This is a genomic window from Halostagnicola alkaliphila (assembly GCF_055379965.1).
Genome location: NZ_AP043826.1, coordinates 1,731,013 through 1,748,130 on the forward strand (window position 1 = coordinate 1,731,013; position 17,118 = coordinate 1,748,130).

The window sequence follows — 17,118 nt, forward strand, 5'->3', positions numbered from 1 at the left end:
AATATCGTCGTTCAGACTCCGTGTGACTTCTATTGGGGGTCGAAGCGACTTTCTGGGAGTCTCTCGCCCCCAGGCTCATCCTTCGTCAACGGCACCAGACTCCGTCTCAGGCGTCGCAGGCTCTTCGCGCGCGAGTCGCATCGCGTTGCCAGTTACGCCGAGACTCATTCCCATATCTCCGATGACGACGGCGTGGATCACGGTGACGATACCGAACGGCGCGCCGGCCGCGAGGACGGCCTTCACGCCGAGGCTCGCCCAGATGTTCTGTCGGATGACGCCGTTTGCCTTCCCCGACAGTCTGTAGAGGTACGGCAGCCGCGTCAGATCGTCGCTCATCAGCGCGATATCGGCCGTCTCGAGCGCCGTGTCGGTTCCCGCCGCACCCATGGCGATACCGGTCGTCGCCGTCGCGAGCGCCGGCCCGTCGTTGATGCCGTCGCCGACCATCGCGACGCTTCTCGAGGGCGACGAGGCCGCGAACGCTCCATCGTCGCCGGTGCCAGCGTCCGCCTCGAGGCGTTCGTCCGGCTCCGCGTCGCCGTCTCCTTTCAGGCGTCGGATCCACTCGAGTTTCTCTTCGGGCATGAGTTCGGCGTGATACTCGTCGATGCCGACCTCGCCAGCGATCGCCCGTGCGGTTCCCTCGTTATCTCCGGTGAGCATCACTACCCTAATTCCCTGTTCTTGTAACTGCGAGACGGCCCACGATGCCTCCGTCCGGACCTGATCCGCGACGGCGACGACTCCGAGCGGTCCGTCTTCCGTCCCCACGACGACGACGGTCTTTCCGTCCGCCTCGAGTTTCGGGACGACCTCGGAGAGGACATCGAGACAATCCTCGCGATCGCAGCTCGGGATCGATTCGTGGTCCCACTCGGCTCGTTCCGGTTCCGACTCGAGGACGGTTCCGCCGTCCGTCGCGTGGACGTGCTCGAGATCAGCCAGTCCGTCGAAGAGATCCGGTTTTCCGACGTAGTGCGTGACGCCCTCGAGATCCGCGCGAACTCCTCGTCCGGTGAGGGCCTCGAAGTTCGAGACCGCGAACTCGTCCGAGCTATCGGGTTCGTCGCCGACACCGATAGCGTCGGACGCCACCCCGCGTTCCGCCGCCGCCTCGACGATTGCCTCGCCAACGGGGTGCTCGCTCCGCCGTTCGATAGCGCCAGCGCGGGCGAGAACGTCGTCTTCGTCCGCCCCCTCGAGCGGAATCACGTCGGTGACGTCCAGCTCGCCGGTCGTGAGCGTTCCCGTCTTGTCCACCGCGAGGATCTCGCTTTCGCCGACCGCCTCGAGGTGGCGCCCGCCCTTGATCAGCACGCCGTTCCTGGCGGCGCTCGTGATCCCCGAGACGACGCTGACGGGCGTGCTGATGACGAACGCACACGGACAGGCGATGACCAGTAGCGTGAGTCCGCGGAGGAACCACGTGTTCCAAGACGCCGCGACCAGCAGCGGCGGGAGCACGGCGACGGCAACCGCGAGCACGACCACGATGGGCGTGTAGACGCTGGCGAAGCGGTCGACGAACTGCTCGCGTTTGGTCGACTCGCGTTCGGCGTCCTCGACCATCCGAACGATTCGGGCGATGGTCGAATCGTCGGCCTCGCTCTCGACGTCGACCTCGAGGTAACCCGATTCGGCGATAGTTCCGGCGTAAACTTCCTCGCCCGCGGTCTTATCGACGGGAACGCTCTCGCCGGTAATCGGCGACTGGTCGACCGCGCTCTGGCCGTCGGTAACCGCGCCGTCGGCCGGAATCTTCTCACCGGGCTTGACGACCACGGTGTCGCCGATTTCGAGCGAATCCACCGCGACGACTTCTTCCGTGCCGTCCGCTCTGCGAACGGTCGCCGTCTCCGGCGAGAGGCTCATCAACTCCCGCAGGGAGTCTCGCGCCCGGTCCATCGAGAACCGCTCGAGGAGCTCCGCGACGGAGAACAACACGGCGAGCATCGCGCCCTCGAAGGGATGGTGGGCCGCGACGCTGGCGACGATACCGGCGCTCATCAGGAAGTCGATATCGAGGCTCCGATTGCGCGCGGAGTAGTAACCGTTTCGAAGGATCGGAACGCCGGCGACGGCGACCGCGCCGATGAACAGCGCCTCGGAGAGGCCGTAGGTCCGGCCGAACGCGGTGATAAGGGCGGGGTCAAGCGCGGGAAGAAGGAACTCCAGTACCATCCCGACCGCGACGAAGACGGCACCGATCGCGGTTCCGAGCGCCCGCCGACTTCGCCAGACGTCTCGAGATTCGACGAGTCCGTCGTCCTCGAGCGGTTTCCCCTCGTACCCGGCGTCGTCGATGGCGTCGATGACCGCCGTCGTCTCGAGGCCGGACGCGCCGCTTACGGTTACGCGGCCGGAGGCCGGGCGGGTTTCTATTTCCTCGACACGTTCGACGCGCTCGAGCGCGTTTTCGACTTTGTTCGCACAGGAGGCACAGTCCATGTCCGGCACCGAGACGGTGAGTTCGGTTTCGTCGTCGGCAATAGCGTAGCCGGCGGCCCGCACGCGCGAACGTATCTCGCTCTCGCTCGCGAGGTCCGGATCGTACTCGACGACGAGCCGGCCGCTGGTCACCTGCGGTTCGATCGCCTCGATCCCCTCGAGGCGTTCGATACTGTTCGTCACCTTCCCTGCACAGGAGGGACAGTCCATCTCGGGAACCCGACACTCGAGGGTCGTCCTCGAGGTCGGCGACGTGGAAGGGTCGGTCATTAGGTCAGCCTAGGTGACGGTAGTGGATATTCGTTATTTGGCGTGCGCCAAATTAGAGGTTGGTTTCAGCCAAAGTGAGAACACGAATCTCGAATGCGGCTCCGAAAGAGACGGGCGACAGGTTCAGATTTCGGGTGCGAGCGCCTCGATCGAGGCGTCGGCGTCGACGAACGTCGTCGCGAGGGCGGCTTCGGCTCGTCGAAGGCGGTAGGACAGCGTCGACCGCGGGATATCCAATTTCGTCGCGAGTTCCGAGAGTTCGATCTGTCGAGGTGTCTCGTAGTAGCCGTGCTCGACGGCCGCTCGGAGGGCCGACCGCTGTGCGTCGGGCAACGAGGCTTCGGGGTCGGCGGTGGCGCGTTCGGGATCGACCTCCGTCAGCCGGATCATCTCCATCCCCGTGCACTCGCCGACCTCCTCGCCGAGCGCGTCGAAGAAGGTGTGGACGGACGCGCCGCTCGAGAGAACGATCCGCCAGCGGTATCGGTGCCCCTCGCGGTAGGTCTCGAACAGCAGTCCCTCTCCGAGGTACTCGAGCGCCAGGTGCGGGATCGACGTACAGACCGGCGTCCGATCCCAGTAGGTGTAGACGACGAGCGTTTCGTTCGAGCGGTCGAGGACCTGCGTCTCACACTCCGCGCCGCAGTCGTCTTTGACTAGACAGTCCGCGAAGTAGGTCGCATCCCGGTAGGCTTCCTCGAGTTCCTCGAGGGCCTCCGGCGACCCCGTCGCGTGATCGACTCGCCAGAGGCTATCCGGGGTGACGTGACACGAAAGCGAACGAATGGACGCGTCGGGATTGGCCGCGAGCACGTCCGCAACCGGATTCGTGTCCGGTTCGTACTCGAGGGCGAAGACGAATTCTCGCATACCTATTCTTAGGGGTCGACGGGAAAAAGGGTTCCCGGTGGTCGTCGTAGTAGGGGTGTGCTCTCGAGAACACTCGAGTGGGGCCGCGGGCTCTGGCGGTTCTACCTCGCGTACACGCAAACCGCCACGCACGCAGCGACGGCCGCGGCCTTTGCCATCTTCGGGCTGCTGGTCTTCGTCGACTCGCTCTTCGCAATCGTCGCCATTTCGGCCTACGTCGTCCCGCCCGTGGTTCTGTACGTCCTCGAGGACGAACCGCCGAGTAAGCAAGATCGACGTGCGGGCCGGGAGCCGGAACGACGCGACCAACGACACGGGGAGCAGCGACAGCCCCAGGAGCGGCCGGGTCAGGATCGAACCGTAGCGGGGCGAGAACGGACGGGAAAGCAACCGATCGGGACCTCGAGCGGAGACGCACCGTCCCAGGAGAGCGAGCGGGGTTCTCGAGTGGGATGGACCGAAGACGCCTCGAGCGCCTTCAGAGACGGGAATGGTGATACGGATTCGGACAGCGATGATGGAGATACAGACACGGACAGCGACGACGGTGACACCGACTCAGACAGTGATGACGGAGACATGGACTCGGACAGTGACGACGGGGACACGGATTCTGACAGCGACGATGGCGATACGGACTCGGACAGTGATGACGGAGACACGGACTCGGATAGCGACGACGGCGATACAGATTCGGATTCCTGACCGTATCACCCTATTAATTCACAGGATGGTCTCGACAAGTACAGGTGAAGTGCTCAACGGCTGTTTTAGTTAAAATATGCCGAAAACATCCAATATTCGGTCGATGTACTTGTCATACCTTCCTTCTTTCTCCTCATCTTCGTCGGGAGATTTTGTGCTTTTCCTGTCGCCGGTCATGGATGCACATTAGATATGAGATATCGTGACTGTTCTGGTGGTAGTCGCTGTTCACTTCACACGTTTACTCCCCTCTCGAGACGACATTATTCCTCGCCGAAAACAGTAGTTATATGACAATACAGGACGTGCCGTCAAATGGAAGCCAGAAACTCCACGGAAGGGGGCGCTCGTATTGAAATGCCCCGGGTGGTGATGACACCCGAGACGTGGCTTCCAACCCGGTCGAAGGGTTGTTGCCATGATTGGATATCTTCTCCGCGGGCTTAAACATCCCGTCCGACAGACGAATCGAAGTCGAACACACTGCGGTGGTATTCAAACTTCCAACAGAGGGAGATTGCCATGACCGCAACTACTGATAACTTGGTCGTGGACATCGTGCGAACACTCGAGGACCACGGCCTTCCTCGAGACTCCTATCAGCTCGGAACAGAGTTTGATCCGGAAGCTCTCGAACGGTTGGTTTGTTCTGCCGATCAGTCAATTGAAGTCCGGCTCGAGGTCCAGGGGATTCCGTTGGTCGTGACTCCCAACGAAACGCGGGTGCGTCGCGATGAGTGACGATGAGAAGAAGGGTGAGGCCGACGAGGCGGACTGTCCGTTTCCGCTCTGTCCCCGCTGTGGGGAACCCGTGCTTCTCGTCACGAGTCGCGGTCCGCACGACCACGAAGCCAACCCCTGTGGCTGTCGAGTGAGTGGAAACTTGCTCGAGTAGTTGGGGCCGCTCGAGGATGCTTTTTTGGGTTGGGTGGAATGTGGCTCGAGGTTTGGCTGGCAGGTGTTGGGATCGAGATCGCCGGACAGCCTTCGTGTAAGTCCCAACTGGCGGAGCCCGGCCACTGGATCGCGGCCAACCTCGCGAAGGAGATCGCGAGCAGATTGCGGTCGTGATAGACTTCGTCGATACTCTTCTCGTCGGGTGGAGGTTCTTCAGAACCCATACGCGATAGGACTCGAGGGAGTAGATCGCCATCAGGAATATCATAGTCTCGCATTGGCGAGACCACTGTTTAAACAGATTAGTGGTTATTAGGAAAGTGGACATGCCGATCCATCAGTTGGTTCAAGTTGGTAGAACGTCGGGCGGTGTTGTGCTCCCGAAGGGCGAACTTCGGTCGATGAAGAGGGTTATGTGAAAGATCATCCTGTACGGGTGACGAGAACAGATGAAGGGACGTGGGAAGTGTCAGTTATTGACCCGGATGATTTTCCGAAGAATACACTATAAGATCTAATAGAGCCAAGGTATTTTGATAAGAGAGTTTCAACAGTAACTGCATGGTTGACAAAACGATAGATGATCAGAAATCAAATACAACTGAAGATAAACAATCTACAACATACCAAAAGTCTTCAATTCAATACGAAGTAGCTCTTGAAAATGCCAATAGGGCAATTAATAGACAAGAATGGGTTCTTGAGAAATCGTATGAACATATGAATCGCCTTTATATTTTCTTAATGCTTATTGTTAGTGGATACGGTATCGTGCTACCATATGTATACGATTTCTCTGTCGATCTATCCTTATCTGAAGCAATGCTTGGTGCTATCGTAGTTCTCATCCCATTTCTGATTCTTATGCTATATATAGCAAATTCAAGGCTATTCAAATTAATACCTTTCTCACCGCAAGAGATGAGAGACGTAACACAATCTGGAAAATTGGAACCGAATATCTCTGAACGTCTTAGGACACTTGCAGCAGATGCACCCGAAGACTTCAGAATTAGACTTAAGGACAAAGCAGATATTATTTCTATAAATAATTTAAACATCCAGTATATAAAAAGGAAACTAGCTTACTTATATATATTTATTACCTTCTCTGTGCTATTGTCTCCGCTCGCCTGGATACTATCACTCTACATCTAGTACTCTGTATCCGAGATCGCTTCCTTTACAGTCAAGTGTGCCCGATACCCCAGTCTTTGAGGGCAAATTAGGGTTTCACTGAAAGTTGGGACTCGACAGGTGGGGAACGCAGAAGAGTCGGAGGCTACCTGCATAACGACATACGCCACTACAATTAACCCTACTATGGGTCCGAGTGGGAGGCCGCTCATTCCGAACACTATACTACCAATTCCAGTTTGGAGTAATCCTACCATGGTTGCTTTCAGTAACTTCGTTATTGAGCTAGCGATACTTTTGATCCAGTCATTCCTTCTGCGTGTAAGCCCCCGTGTGGATTTGAACCACCGGAACCAAGCTAACTGGTGTTGAGTATCGCGTGGCAGGTACTGGAATTGCTCTTCGTTCTACACTACTATCTTTATCTCAGAGCGACAAATATATGCTGATTACGAGTATCATCATCTCTTGTTGCTTCTCCTTTCCGGAGATCTATCCATAGAATGAAGGTGTTCGCGAAGCCGGTACTCGAGGACACTTTGTGGTGTATTGAGTCCCCTCTGCACATTTGTCTCGGCAATTACCTAGTCTGTCAGGACGAAGCTGAGTATTGGGGACAACGATTAGAGGTACTTCTCATGTCGTGATGCGACTTTTTTAGTTTCTGATTAAATTCGTCACCATCGCGACCCTCATGTACTCGTCGATGACAGTTCAGACAGAGCGCAACCACGTTCTCAGGGTCGTCAGAACCGCCATCACTCCGACGTGTGAGATGTTCAGAGGTCTTGAGGGGAAAGTGAATCACGTGATAATCGCGAGACGGGAGAAACTATGGATTTGACTGCTGATCCCTATAGCGCCTGCTATTGACTCCGATGGATTGTCACTAATGGAAAAAGATCGTGGTCCATAATACGATTTACATTTGACTTGCTTACGAACCCCGAGTCATCAAGATTGTCAAATCTGTTCTCTTGGCCAAGCAACTCGAGACATCTATCGGCAAACTCCGCCATTCGAAATGTTGATTGTTTCAAGAATCGATAAGGTTCGATAGCTGTGTGTTCGTGGATAGCTTGCATGCCATCTTCCGGATTTATGATTCCCCACTTAGTCACAGGATCATATTCTTCCTCTGAGTCAGAGAGTTGACGATAATATTTAGAAATTTTACCAATTTTATGACTATCTATCGTTTCTAAACTAATATGTTGTGAGTTCCAATCGGTTTCCCATTCCTCTTGAATAGTGTACCCGGGCCCACGGGTGATCACACCCTCTTGGTGTATTATATTGTTTCTGATTATGTGTAAAATCTCTATCATTGGATGGTTCTGATGTATATAATTATATAATTTTTCGTTGTGGTTTCTGAGTTTAGGTAGTAGGTGACGATCTCCTATTCGTAAATTAGTCTTCCTGTCAGGAATATCAATACTACACTCATCTCTTATATATAACGCAAGAACATCCGTGATACCAGTCAGGAGAGATACTCCATTATTGAAGTGGTAGCGTGTTCTCATATCTGTATGATTATCGGCCCCAGAATAGTACTGCTCTCCAACATTATCAATGGCTATAAATAGTGAATCAAATCTGTCCAGCATAGATCCTATATAGCCCTTACCCGAGCTATATTGTAAGAATATTCTTGTGAGTGACAAACTCCACAACATCAGGCCAATTTCATACGATCCGCTATGGTCATAAGAACGATAATATATGAAATCGTCTTGATTTCTCATAAATAATCCCGCTACTTCCCCTGCTTCCTTAGGCGTCACTATATGTAGTTGATCATCTGTTGATTTTCTTAGAGCACCTCCTGAAGAGGTTATATCTGATTCCAATCTCCGGCGATTTTTCAAAATCTCAGAGTTTGCTGTAATAAAAAATGCTTCTTCACCTTCTGGAAGATCACCCCTTATTCGATTGAATATGTTCACAAGTCGGAGTTCTCTACTTTCTATAGGATGCGGATTATCGATATTCTGTGTTGAATATTCTAATGGATGAAAAGACGTTGTTTCGGCTTTCTCCCCGTTCTGATCCTCATATATCACAGATATCAGATCATGACCTGATGATTCGCTTAGTGCTCTGACTCTGTTTGGTGAGTTATTGATCATAATTGGCTCAAGGGAACGAACCGATTCTCGAGTCGAGTCCGCATCAGTACGAATGAAGTTAAATTTCGGATAGTGCTTGTAATATACAAGCTTATCAAGTACATCTATCTGTGTATCATTTATCTGGTTCAGCGATTCAGCATCATACACAAAGGAAAATGAGGTCGTAGAACGTAGCAAATCTCTCGAATCCATTGATACCTATAATATACTCGTCTCAGTTAATGTTTTTCTTTATCACAAGCATCAAAATGCGCTATTTTCCCAGCCACTATGTCTGCTATCCTATTCACTGTTTTACCTTTACTGAATGTTCGCCCCTTCCAATTGATCGCACTCCGACTCATACCATTTTCGTGCTCTGCATTCAATACGCCGTCTGAAAACCCACTCAAATCGATAGAATTCTCAGCGGTCAACAAGCAACTTCACTTTGCATGATTCGATTAGAAATAGTGTGTCCGAGAACTACCGTAATCTCGGACGAAATTGACCCCTGAATCCCCTCGAGCCCCACCGAAAAAACTAGGTTTGCTCCGGTTTTTGTCCTATATGCAGAGATACCGGACACCATAAATCTCAAACAACACGAGAAGCGTGACGACATGAAGGTGTGGCTCAGTCAAGACGAAGTGACGGATCTTCTCGAGGCCGCCGATGGAACGCAGCAGCGACTCGCGTTCTCACTCGGTGCGCGGTGCGGGCTCCGCTCGCACGAAGTGCTCGATGTCGCTCCCGAAGACATTGTTGACACAGATGCAGGGACGATGCTTCGAGTCTGGCACGGGAAAGGCGATAGATTCCGTGAAACGCCTGTCCCGGGTAATCTGACGACGACAATTCGAACGATCGACGACGTTCGGGATGCTTCCTCGAGTACATCTCTCATCGAAATCGCGGGTACGCGCTCACTTCGGCGATGGGTACGATCAGTTGCAAATCAACTGCACGAAGAAACAGGTGATGCAGGCTGGTCACATCTTGGATTCCACGATCTCCGACGGACTTGGGCGACTGCGCTCGCCTCAGCTGATGTCGATGCACTGCTGGTGTGTGATTGGGGTGGATGGAACGATCTCGAGACGTTCTTCGATCATTATAGAGGAACTTATAGCCCGGAATCATAATGACGCGAACGAAAGAAAGTAGTGTGGTTATGAATGGCCGACTTCCTATCGTAACAGTACATATCAGCCCCGTAAAAGGTTACTAAATGGGGGTGCAAATCACCTACACAAGTTTAATAAGATGTGGGTGAAAGAGCCTACTAGGCCATGAGCAAGTTCATTCAACCAGAGGTAGCTGCTCTTGGTGACAACCCTGCCGAAAATAGTTTCCATGAGGTCGTTATGGTTGTTCAGGATGGTTGTGCTGAGGAGGCCCTACATCTTGTTAGCCAGAATGATGGTGAGGTTGTGAATGAACTTCCATTAGATATGTATCTAATTTCGATCCCAGAGAAAGCGATTACGCCGCTTTCGCAATCTAAATCTATTCGGAGTCTTCAATTTGAGGAAGATTTAGAGGTGCTTGCAGGGGGAAACGTATAACCCCTTCCGGTGTTGACGGTGGTGACGAAATCTACGACTTTATACTAGAGGCCCATATGTCTGAAGTTAATGCGCCAGAAACTGGTCTTAATGCTAAGAACGCGAAGATTGCCGTTATAGATTCTATATATGATGTTCCTGATTTTGTCGAACATGACTTTAGACCAACTGTTATCGATCAAGAACGGTATGTAAGTGCAACAAATCAAGATAGCACATATCATGGCACCCCTATTTTCAACATTATCTCCTCTATATCCAATGGTGCAAAGTTTTATTTGTATCAAGCTGTCAACCAGAGCGGGGAAATAAAATATGTGAATTTTTTGAAGTCTGTCGAACGAGCAATTGAAGAAAATGTTGACGTTATTAACCTTTCTGCAGGAAACCATCTACACGGCTGTAATGGTGATTGCCTATATTGTGTTGCTGCAGAAAAAGCTATTAATGAAGGAATTGCGTTTGTGGCTGCCGCCGGAAATGACTCTCCGCCTGGTCAATCTCCAAGAAATATTTTCTGTCCAGGATCACATAGCGATGTAATAACGGTTGGTGGATGTGTTACCCTCTGTGACGGATATGACGAGAATGGGGCAAAAACCACAACTAATCCAGGTCCAATCCTACTTCCAACTTTAAATGATCGCCCCAACCAATATACATTAGACAAACCACTTTGTGGGCAAAAAGGATGTACCAAGGACCCTCATTGTATCTCTTGTTCAACAGTAACTCCATGGGATGGCAACGTGTATAACACTGCAGAAAAACCAGAGGTTCTGGCACCAGTACACTTAATGGCTGAAACTGAGGAAAAGGAACCTCACTTTACTTTAGGAACAAGCTTTGCAGCGCCATTTGTGACGGGGGTTGTGGCAGCAATAATACATAAGTCAAGAACGCAATTAAATACGGAACTACAGTTAGATAGAATAAAGGAGTTACTTGTTAATACTGGCAATGAGGTCCCTAATTACCCACATCCAAAGTTAAATGCATTAGGGTGTGTGAAATCTGTAGAAGAAAAATCTGTAGAAGAAATTTCTTCTAGAACACAAAAACGTAATGTGAATGATTGACACGGATCCATCCGATTTTACTAAGAGAGTTTTTCTATTATATGGGGAGACGGCCAAGGCCGATTCTCAGCGTCAAGCCGGCCAGTAAGATATTCTTGGCCGTTGCTGGTGATCTCGTACATGCTACTTCCCTCGAAGATCGGAGCAAGCAAACCCGCTTGAGAGAGCATTTGACACCGCTCATTAACGCGCCCACGTGAAGCGTCGAATTTTATCACTCGAGACATGTGGCGCGGCGTCGACCAGGAGTCTTCCGCGAGGTGCTCTAAGATTCGCTCATCCAGCGTACACATCCAGCGGGCAGATTTCCGGTTGCTCATGATTCAGAGATCTCCGTAGCCGTTGGCCCATCTCTCAAGCCGTTCCCGTTGAGATACACCTCATTTTCAGCATCAAATTCTTCGTCGAGGTACGCTTCTCCTCGATCCGTAATCGTGTAGACTCCATTGCCGAGTGGAGTAAGTAGTCTATGCTCAGCGAGCTTCTTGCATCGCCGAGAAACGGAGGAATGTGAGATTCTAAGACCATCCTCTTCTGCTAATTCTCCTACTGGATTTGCACCTTCTTGCCGAATAATGTCGATCGCGCCGACGAAGCTCGAGACGAAATGCTCGACGAGGATCGATCTCGGATGCTCCTGAGTTACCTCGAGCGATACAGCCGCTCGAGCAGAGGCCACGTTATCGTCGCGATTCTCTGGCACACGGGAATCCGTCTCGGAGGCCTTCGAGCGATCGACCTCGACGACTACGAACCGGACGAACAGTGCGTTTGGCTACGCCATCGTCCTGAGTCGGATACGCCGCTGAAAAATCAAGGGCCGGCTGAGCGCCCGCTCGCGTTGGACGACTACTATACCGACGTAATCGACGAGTACATTCGGTTTCACCGGCACGATGTCGTCGACAAGTACGGGCGCGAGCCGCTCGTCACGAGCGACCAAGGGCGGCTCAGTTCCGGTCAGATCCGGTCGGAGGTGTATCGACTGACACAGCCGTGTCTGTACAAGGACTGTCCGCACGATCGCGACCCAGACGACTGTGAGGCTCGAGTCTACGGCCACTATTCCGAGTGTCCAAGTAGCCTCTCGCCGCATACGATCCGGCGAGGTTCGATTACCTACCAGCTTCGCGAGGACATCCCCGAGGAGATAGTCAGCGACCGCTGTGACGTTTCCTCAGATATCCTCGAGCGCCACTACGACCGACGAACAGACCGCGAAAAGATGGAACAGCGACGCGACTTCATCACCGATCTTTAAAGGAAAATGACTCACACGAACCGCGGAGTTCGCACTCCCACGAAGCGATGCATCGAAAAAGGCCGAGAGAACGTATTTCATGCGTTAGAAGGGATGAAACACTTAATTACGCATGGACTAGTTAGGATTTGAACCCGGGATTAGACGTTCCTGCTCGTTCGCTTCGCTCATTCGCGGGCTGCGAGTAATAGGGCTTCAAATCCCGGCTTCGACGACTATGTGCGCCGCTCGCGGATTTGCTCGCGGCGGAAAATAGTGGACTCGCGGGGATTTGAACCCCGGGCCTTCCCCGTGCCAGGGGGATGATCTACCACTGATCTACGAGCCCTCGTTCGCACTTACAGGTTTTCTGTGGGAATAGATAAACCCCTCGAATTGGAGAGGACTGCGCCAGTGACCCACACTCGTCTCCTCGAGCGGACCCCACCCAACGAGCCGGAGGTAGAAACCCTTTAGTCCCTAACCGAGTAGATACCAGTGGGAACCGCACGGCCGCAAATCTGACCCCGTCATCCGTTCTCTTTGGGTGACTCGAGATTGCGGAAGTGCAACCCGGCGAGAGCCGGACATATGCGGCGGTCAGTGCGTTTCCTATCCTCAACAAATGGCACGAATGCATACGCGCCGTCGAGGCTCGTCCGGATCGGACAAGCCGACGGCAGACGAACCACCGGAGTGGAGCGACGTCGACCCAGACCAGATCGAAGAGCGGGTCGTCGAACTATCGGAGCAGGGCTACGATCCGAGCCAGATCGGCATCAAGCTGCGTGACGAGGGCGTCACGGGCACGCCGATTCCGGACGTCAAACTGGCGACCGGCAAGAAGCTCACCGAGATCCTCGATGAGAACGACGCGAGATCCGAACTCCCCGAGGACCTCCGAAGCCTGATGACGCGTGCGATCCGACTGCGCGAGCACGTTCAGGAGAACCCACAGGACTACCAGAACAAGCGCGCGCTACAGAACACCGAATCGAAAGTGCGCCGACTCGTCGATTACTACCGTGGGAAGGAAGTCGAGCCCGACTTCACCTACTCCTACGACGTCGCGAAGTCGCTCCTCGAGGAGTAATCGTCCATGTCCACAGAGGGTCGTCCGACCGGAGCCGCACCCGTCACCGCCGACCTCGAGAGCGCGAGCTTCGTTCGTCTGGTCGCGCGACCGGACGGCGACGCGCTCGCCGCTTGCGGGGTCATCGCGGACGCGCTCGCCGAACGGGAGATCCCGTTTCAGGTGAGCGCCGTCAGGACGGTCGGCGAACGGACGACCCTCGCCGAGGATAGTCAGGACCGACCCCGGACCGATCGGACGCTCGTCGTCGGCGCGGTCGACGGCGACGCGTCCCGGATCGATCCGTCGGATCGACCGGCCACCCTCGAGGCCTGCGAACTCGCGCGCGAACTGGGTTCGACGCCGGATCCAATACTCGCGCTTGCGGGCGTCGTCGCCGCCGGCGTCGATCCCGGCGCCGGCGAGACCGAGTGGCTCCTCGAGGCGGCGCTCGATCGGGAGCTGCTCGAGGAACGACCGGGCGTCGCGGTGCCGACGGCGGACCCGATCGACGGGCTCGCCCATTCGACGCGAGTGCGGGCTCCGTGGTCCGGCGATCTCGAGGCGACTCGAGAGGCGTTTTCGGCGCTCGTCCCCGCGGAGGGGATCGACTCCGAAACGAGCGCGCTAGACGCGGAGACGCACCGAAAGATCGGCTCGCTCGTCGCGATCGACGCTGTCGGCACGCCGGAGGCTACCGACGGCGCTTCGAACGCGATCGCTCGAGTTCTGAGTCCGTACGCGGCGACGAACGCGTCGCCAGACGTACCGGAGTCAACTCGACAACCTGCACCCGTCTTCGAGACGATCGGCGGCTACGCTGACGTGCTCGAGGCGACGGCGCGTGGTGAACCCGGAACCGGTATCGCGTTGACGCTCGGCCACGACGCACGCGAGCCGGCGCTCGATGCCTGGCGAGACCACGGACGCGGCGCACACGCCGCGCTGGAATCCGGCTCGACCGAACGCTACGACGGCGTCTTTGTCGTCGACATCGACGACGGCCCCGTCGAGACGGTCGCCCGACTCACAGCGGCCTACAGGTCGCCTGAACCCCTTGTTCTGGCAGTCGGTGAGGGTGAGGCTGGCGTTGCAACGACCGACGCACGCCCCCTCGGGTCGGCGCTCGAGGCGATCACCCGCGAACTCGACGGCGAGGGCGTCGGGTGTGGCTACGACGTGGGCCGACGGCGCGGTTATCTGACTTACGACTCGGACGTGGACGAATCGACGATCATCGCGGCAGTACGAGGGCAGACATGACGAGGAAAGCGACGATTCGGACGACACACGACGATCCGGACCTCCTCGCTCGGGCGCTCGAGCCCGACAATACCGAGGAGATGGAGACGAGTGTCCAGCGCCGGGAAGACGGGACTCGAGCCGTCGTCACGCGGATCGAACGCGAGAAAACCGGCAGTTTACACTCGACGGTCGACGATTACGTCGTCAACCTCGACGTCGCTCGCAGTATTGCCGAGCGCACATCGCACAGTATCGACTCGCAGACAACCAACCGTCGGACGAACTCGAGCGCGGATGCGGACGAGGCGTCCCCACCCGCGACGAACTCCGACACCGACACGAAACACGAACCTAAACACAATGAGTGAACGATCAGTTTCACGCGCAAAACAGGAAAAGCGGTGGTACACCGTGCACGCTCCGGAGCAGTTCGACCGGGAAGTGCTCGGCGAAACACCTGCAGATGAACCGGACAAGGTCTACGGACGGACCATCGAAACGACGCTTGGCGACTTGACCAATACCGCCAGCGAAAACAACACGAAGCTCACGTTCAAGATCAACGACGTGGGAAGCGACAGTGCGTACACGGACTTCGTCGAACACTCCCTGACGCGGGATTACCTGCGTTCGCTGGTTCGACGCGGCGCCTCCAAGATCGAGGCCTACGTCACCGTCCTCACGACGGACGATTACCGCGTCCAGATCCAGCCGGTCGCATTCACGACGAAAAAGGCCGACGCGAGTCAGGAGAAAGCCATCCGAGAGAAGATGGTCGAGATGGTCGAGGAAGCCGCCCAAGAGCGAACGTTCGACGACCTGATCGACGGCGTCGTCGAAGGCCGACTCTCCTCGGCGATCTACGGCGAAGCGAAGCCGATCTACCCGCTTCGACGCGTCGAGATTCAGAAGACAACCCTCGAAGCGCACCCCGAAGAGGTTGCAGAGGAACAGGCGACGGCGGTCGATGTCGACGAAGAAGACGTCACGGCGGACGACTAACCAGTTCGAACCACGCCGTTGACCTCCCGTTCGATCGAATCGTTTTTTTGCGACGGGTCGGCTCGGGGCCGTTACTCGAACTCACTCAGTGACTTCGATGAATCCGACCATTCCGCCGTCTTCGTGCGGTAAGCAGACGTAGCTGTACGTTCCCGGGACCTCGAAGGTGTGCTCGAACGTTTCTCGAGTGCTAATGGCTCCGCCCATTTCGTTCCAGAACTTCTCGTCTGCCGTTTTGAAATCGTCGTACCCGCCGGAGGCAAAGTACTCCGCACCCTCTTCTTCGAATATGCGTGAATTGTACGCCGTGACCGTGTGGTCCGCTTCACTCGTGTTCTTCCAGACGACAGTCTCGCCGACGGGTATTTCGTACGTTTCGGGGACGAATTCGGTTCGAGTCATTCCGACGTCGCAGTTGTCGCCACTGCAGGGCTCTCCGAACATTCCGGATACCGTTGAACAACCCGCTAGCCCCACCGCGGGTACTGTTCCCAGGGTAGCGAGATAGGCACGGCGGTTCATAGACGTGAGTTAGTAGAGACTGAATATAAGCCCCCGGTTCGATTCCCAGTAGGGAGGTCTCGCGAATGCCACCGTTGCCCGACGCCGCTCGGCCGTCGACGAAACGAAAACACGTAAGGTAACTCCCCGTCGAATTCGGGAGTATGCTCCCCCGGTTCGTCGGTCGGCTCGGCGTCGCCGACGCAGTGACGATCGCAAACGCTGCGCTGGGCTTTGTCGCGGTCGTCGTCGCGTTCGTCGACATCGACCTCGCCGCCAGACTTATTCTCTTTGCCGCGATTGCAGACGGACTCGACGGCATTCTCGCCCGCCGGTACGGCGGAACCGAGGCGGGACCGTATCTCGACTCCCTGGCTGACGTGGCCTCCTTCGGCGTCGCCCCTGCGGTCCTCGCATTTGTCGTCGTCAGCGATGGGCTCGGGATCGGCTTCGAGACGGTCACGTTCGAGTTACTCCTCGTGACGAGCATCTGCGCGTTGTTCGTCGCGATGGCCGTCGCGAGACTCGGCATGTACACCGCTTACGATACGACGGCGAGTCACACGGAAGGGATCCAGACGACGCTCGCGGCGACGATTATCGGTGCCGCAATTCTCGCTCGCGGGCCCGCTACCGAACCGTGGGTCATTCTCGGCGTTACGGGGGCGTTCTGTTATCTCATGGTGTCCCGAATCCGGTATCCGGATTTGCTCGTTCGAGACACGCTGATCATGGGGGTCGTCCACGTGCTGGCAATTCTCGTTCCGAGTTTCGCCGGACGAACCTTCCCGTACGCACTGCTCACGCTCGGGATCGCATACATGACGCTCAGTCCGTGGTTCTACTGGCGCGAGGAGACGCAGTCGGATCCTCCCGACGCCGACGAGCCCGAAAACACGGAAATACACGGGAACGTGTAGTCGAGGTTCACGGTCCACTCTTCCCATCGAGTAACCGAACGGGT

The 17,118-nt window shown here is 55.4% G+C and carries 20 protein-coding genes and 1 tRNA gene; 14 read left to right on the forward strand and 7 right to left on the reverse strand.

From position 1 onward, the window contains the following. Positions 1-75 precede the first annotated feature (75 nt). Together ACZ5C7_RS13720 and ACZ5C7_RS13725 are read right to left on the reverse strand one after the other, a co-directional pair. Positions 76-2,721: a heavy metal translocating P-type ATPase gene (locus ACZ5C7_RS13720; RefSeq protein WP_464376858.1), complete on the reverse strand. Its 2,646-nt coding sequence runs from the start codon at positions 2,719-2,721 to the stop codon at positions 76-78. Between the two features lie 123 nt (positions 2,722-2,844). Beyond that, positions 2,845-3,591 (reverse strand): helix-turn-helix domain-containing protein, encoded by a 747-nt coding sequence (locus ACZ5C7_RS13725; protein ID WP_464376859.1) that lies wholly within the window; start codon positions 3,589-3,591, stop codon positions 2,845-2,847. Positions 3,592-3,648: 57 nt separating this feature from the next. Between ACZ5C7_RS13725 and ACZ5C7_RS13730 the strand changes: the two genes are divergently transcribed. The 5 genes from ACZ5C7_RS13730 to ACZ5C7_RS13750 all read left to right on the forward strand — a co-directional run bounded on the left by ACZ5C7_RS13730 (position 3,649) and on the right by ACZ5C7_RS13750 (position 6,351). After that, on the forward strand, positions 3,649-4,296 hold the full coding sequence (locus ACZ5C7_RS13730) for a hypothetical protein (protein WP_464376860.1): 648 nt from the start codon (positions 3,649-3,651) through the stop codon (positions 4,294-4,296). Positions 4,297-4,818: 522 nt separating this feature from the next. Further along, positions 4,819-5,037: a HalOD1 output domain-containing protein gene (locus ACZ5C7_RS13735; protein WP_464376861.1), complete on the forward strand. Its 219-nt coding sequence runs from the start codon at positions 4,819-4,821 to the stop codon at positions 5,035-5,037. Beyond that, complete coding sequence (locus tag ACZ5C7_RS13740; RefSeq protein WP_464376862.1) at positions 5,030-5,191, forward strand: hypothetical protein; 162 nt, start codon at positions 5,030-5,032, stop codon at positions 5,189-5,191. The genes ACZ5C7_RS13735 and ACZ5C7_RS13740 overlap by 8 nt, the downstream gene beginning before the upstream one ends. A gap of 38 nt (positions 5,192-5,229) precedes the next feature. Then, the gene (locus ACZ5C7_RS13745) at positions 5,230-5,367 is read left to right on the forward strand and encodes a hypothetical protein (protein WP_464376863.1); all 138 of its coding nucleotides are present in this window, start codon (positions 5,230-5,232) and stop codon (positions 5,365-5,367) included. A 387-nt stretch (positions 5,368-5,754) separates the two neighbouring features. Then, on the forward strand, positions 5,755-6,351 hold the full coding sequence (locus ACZ5C7_RS13750) for a hypothetical protein (protein ID WP_464376864.1): 597 nt from the start codon (positions 5,755-5,757) through the stop codon (positions 6,349-6,351). A gap of 571 nt (positions 6,352-6,922) precedes the next feature. On the opposite strand, the gene ACZ5C7_RS13755 is transcribed toward ACZ5C7_RS13750, so the two are convergent. Continuing rightward, entirely contained in the window at positions 6,923-7,138 is a 216-nt protein-coding gene (locus ACZ5C7_RS13755; protein WP_464376865.1) for an HNH endonuclease, read from the reverse strand. 58 nt (positions 7,139-7,196) lie between these two features. Further along, on the reverse strand, positions 7,197-8,660 hold the full coding sequence (locus ACZ5C7_RS13760; RefSeq protein WP_464376866.1) for a hypothetical protein: 1,464 nt from the start codon (positions 8,658-8,660) through the stop codon (positions 7,197-7,199). A gap of 377 nt (positions 8,661-9,037) precedes the next feature. On the opposite strand from ACZ5C7_RS13760, the gene ACZ5C7_RS13765 reads away from it, so the two are divergent. The 3 genes from ACZ5C7_RS13765 (at position 9,038) to ACZ5C7_RS13775 (ending at position 11,094) form a co-directional block, all read left to right on the forward strand. After that, positions 9,038-9,592, forward strand: coding sequence for a tyrosine-type recombinase/integrase (locus tag ACZ5C7_RS13765; protein WP_464378451.1), 555 nt, complete (start codon positions 9,038-9,040; stop codon positions 9,590-9,592). Positions 9,593-9,739: 147 nt separating this feature from the next. Next, entirely contained in the window at positions 9,740-10,015 is a 276-nt protein-coding gene (locus tag ACZ5C7_RS13770; RefSeq protein WP_464376867.1) for a hypothetical protein, read from the forward strand. A gap of 56 nt (positions 10,016-10,071) precedes the next feature. After that, positions 10,072-11,094: a S8 family peptidase gene (locus ACZ5C7_RS13775; RefSeq protein ID WP_464376868.1), complete on the forward strand. Its 1,023-nt coding sequence runs from the start codon at positions 10,072-10,074 to the stop codon at positions 11,092-11,094. A 316-nt stretch (positions 11,095-11,410) separates the two neighbouring features. Here the strand turns inward: ACZ5C7_RS13775 and ACZ5C7_RS13780 are convergent, their stop codons facing one another. Next, entirely contained in the window at positions 11,411-11,716 is a 306-nt protein-coding gene (locus tag ACZ5C7_RS13780) for a MarR family transcriptional regulator (RefSeq protein ID WP_464378452.1), read from the reverse strand. On the opposite strand from ACZ5C7_RS13780, the gene ACZ5C7_RS13785 reads away from it, so the two are divergent. Beyond that, positions 11,660-12,355, forward strand: coding sequence for a site-specific integrase (locus ACZ5C7_RS13785; RefSeq protein ID WP_464376869.1), 696 nt, complete (start codon positions 11,660-11,662; stop codon positions 12,353-12,355). The genes ACZ5C7_RS13780 and ACZ5C7_RS13785 overlap by 57 nt on opposite strands. A gap of 256 nt (positions 12,356-12,611) precedes the next feature. Here the strand turns inward: ACZ5C7_RS13785 and ACZ5C7_RS13790 are convergent. Then, positions 12,612-12,683 (reverse strand) — tRNA-Ala (locus ACZ5C7_RS13790). Positions 12,684-12,959: 276 nt separating this feature from the next. On the opposite strand from ACZ5C7_RS13790, the gene ACZ5C7_RS13795 reads away from it, so the two are divergent. Genes ACZ5C7_RS13795 through ACZ5C7_RS13810 form a run of 4 tightly spaced genes read left to right on the forward strand, consistent with a single transcriptional unit; the run spans position 12,960 to position 15,653 of the window. Further along, positions 12,960-13,427: a 30S ribosomal protein S15 gene (locus ACZ5C7_RS13795; RefSeq protein WP_464376870.1), complete on the forward strand. Its 468-nt coding sequence runs from the start codon at positions 12,960-12,962 to the stop codon at positions 13,425-13,427. A gap of 6 nt (positions 13,428-13,433) precedes the next feature. Further along, complete coding sequence (locus ACZ5C7_RS13800) at positions 13,434-14,669, forward strand: exonuclease (protein WP_464376871.1); 1,236 nt, start codon at positions 13,434-13,436, stop codon at positions 14,667-14,669. Further along, positions 14,666-15,019 carry a KEOPS complex subunit Pcc1 gene (locus ACZ5C7_RS13805; RefSeq protein WP_464376872.1) on the forward strand — a complete coding sequence of 118 codons (354 nt, stop codon included), beginning with the start codon at positions 14,666-14,668 and terminating at the stop codon, positions 15,017-15,019. The genes ACZ5C7_RS13800 and ACZ5C7_RS13805 overlap by 4 nt, the downstream gene beginning before the upstream one ends. After that, positions 15,012-15,653, forward strand: a complete 642-nt coding sequence (locus ACZ5C7_RS13810) for a 30S ribosomal protein S3ae (protein ID WP_464376873.1) — start codon at positions 15,012-15,014, stop codon at positions 15,651-15,653. The genes ACZ5C7_RS13805 and ACZ5C7_RS13810 overlap by 8 nt, the downstream gene beginning before the upstream one ends. Positions 15,654-15,734: 81 nt before the next feature. Here the strand turns inward: ACZ5C7_RS13810 and ACZ5C7_RS13815 are convergent, their stop codons facing one another. Then, positions 15,735-16,175, reverse strand: coding sequence for a cupredoxin domain-containing protein (locus ACZ5C7_RS13815; RefSeq protein ID WP_464376874.1), 441 nt, complete (start codon positions 16,173-16,175; stop codon positions 15,735-15,737). 143 nt (positions 16,176-16,318) lie between these two features. Between ACZ5C7_RS13815 and ACZ5C7_RS13820 the strand changes: the two genes are divergently transcribed. Further along, positions 16,319-17,074 carry a protein sorting system archaetidylserine synthase gene (locus ACZ5C7_RS13820; RefSeq protein ID WP_464376875.1) on the forward strand — a complete coding sequence of 252 codons (756 nt, stop codon included), beginning with the start codon at positions 16,319-16,321 and terminating at the stop codon, positions 17,072-17,074. The last annotated feature ends 44 nt before the right edge of the window (positions 17,075-17,118 follow it).

Excerpts from the sequence above, each read along its gene's own strand:
- ACZ5C7_RS13720 (WP_464376858.1), bottom strand. The coding sequence starts at position 2,721 with ATGACCGACCCTTCCACGTCGCCGACCTCGAGGACGACCCTCGAGTGT.
- ACZ5C7_RS13725 (WP_464376859.1), bottom strand. The coding sequence starts at position 3,591 with ATGCGAGAATTCGTCTTCGCCCTCGAGTACGAACCGGACACGAATCCG.
- ACZ5C7_RS13735 (WP_464376861.1), top strand. The coding sequence starts at position 4,819 with ATGACCGCAACTACTGATAACTTGGTCGTGGACATCGTGCGAACACTC.
- ACZ5C7_RS13740 (WP_464376862.1), top strand. The coding sequence starts at position 5,030 with ATGAGTGACGATGAGAAGAAGGGTGAGGCCGACGAGGCGGACTGTCCG.
- ACZ5C7_RS13745 (WP_464376863.1), top strand. The coding sequence starts at position 5,230 with ATGTGGCTCGAGGTTTGGCTGGCAGGTGTTGGGATCGAGATCGCCGGA.
- ACZ5C7_RS13750 (WP_464376864.1), top strand. The coding sequence starts at position 5,755 with ATGGTTGACAAAACGATAGATGATCAGAAATCAAATACAACTGAAGAT.
- ACZ5C7_RS13760 (WP_464376866.1), bottom strand. The coding sequence starts at position 8,660 with ATGGATTCGAGAGATTTGCTACGTTCTACGACCTCATTTTCCTTTGTG.
- ACZ5C7_RS13770 (WP_464376867.1), top strand. The coding sequence starts at position 9,740 with ATGAGCAAGTTCATTCAACCAGAGGTAGCTGCTCTTGGTGACAACCCT.
- ACZ5C7_RS13775 (WP_464376868.1), top strand. The coding sequence starts at position 10,072 with ATGTCTGAAGTTAATGCGCCAGAAACTGGTCTTAATGCTAAGAACGCG.
- ACZ5C7_RS13795 (WP_464376870.1), top strand. The coding sequence starts at position 12,960 with ATGGCACGAATGCATACGCGCCGTCGAGGCTCGTCCGGATCGGACAAG.
- ACZ5C7_RS13800 (WP_464376871.1), top strand. The coding sequence starts at position 13,434 with ATGTCCACAGAGGGTCGTCCGACCGGAGCCGCACCCGTCACCGCCGAC.
- ACZ5C7_RS13805 (WP_464376872.1), top strand. The coding sequence starts at position 14,666 with ATGACGAGGAAAGCGACGATTCGGACGACACACGACGATCCGGACCTC.
- ACZ5C7_RS13810 (WP_464376873.1), top strand. The coding sequence starts at position 15,012 with ATGAGTGAACGATCAGTTTCACGCGCAAAACAGGAAAAGCGGTGGTAC.
- ACZ5C7_RS13815 (WP_464376874.1), bottom strand. The coding sequence starts at position 16,175 with ATGAACCGCCGTGCCTATCTCGCTACCCTGGGAACAGTACCCGCGGTG.
- ACZ5C7_RS13820 (WP_464376875.1), top strand. The coding sequence starts at position 16,319 with ATGCTCCCCCGGTTCGTCGGTCGGCTCGGCGTCGCCGACGCAGTGACG.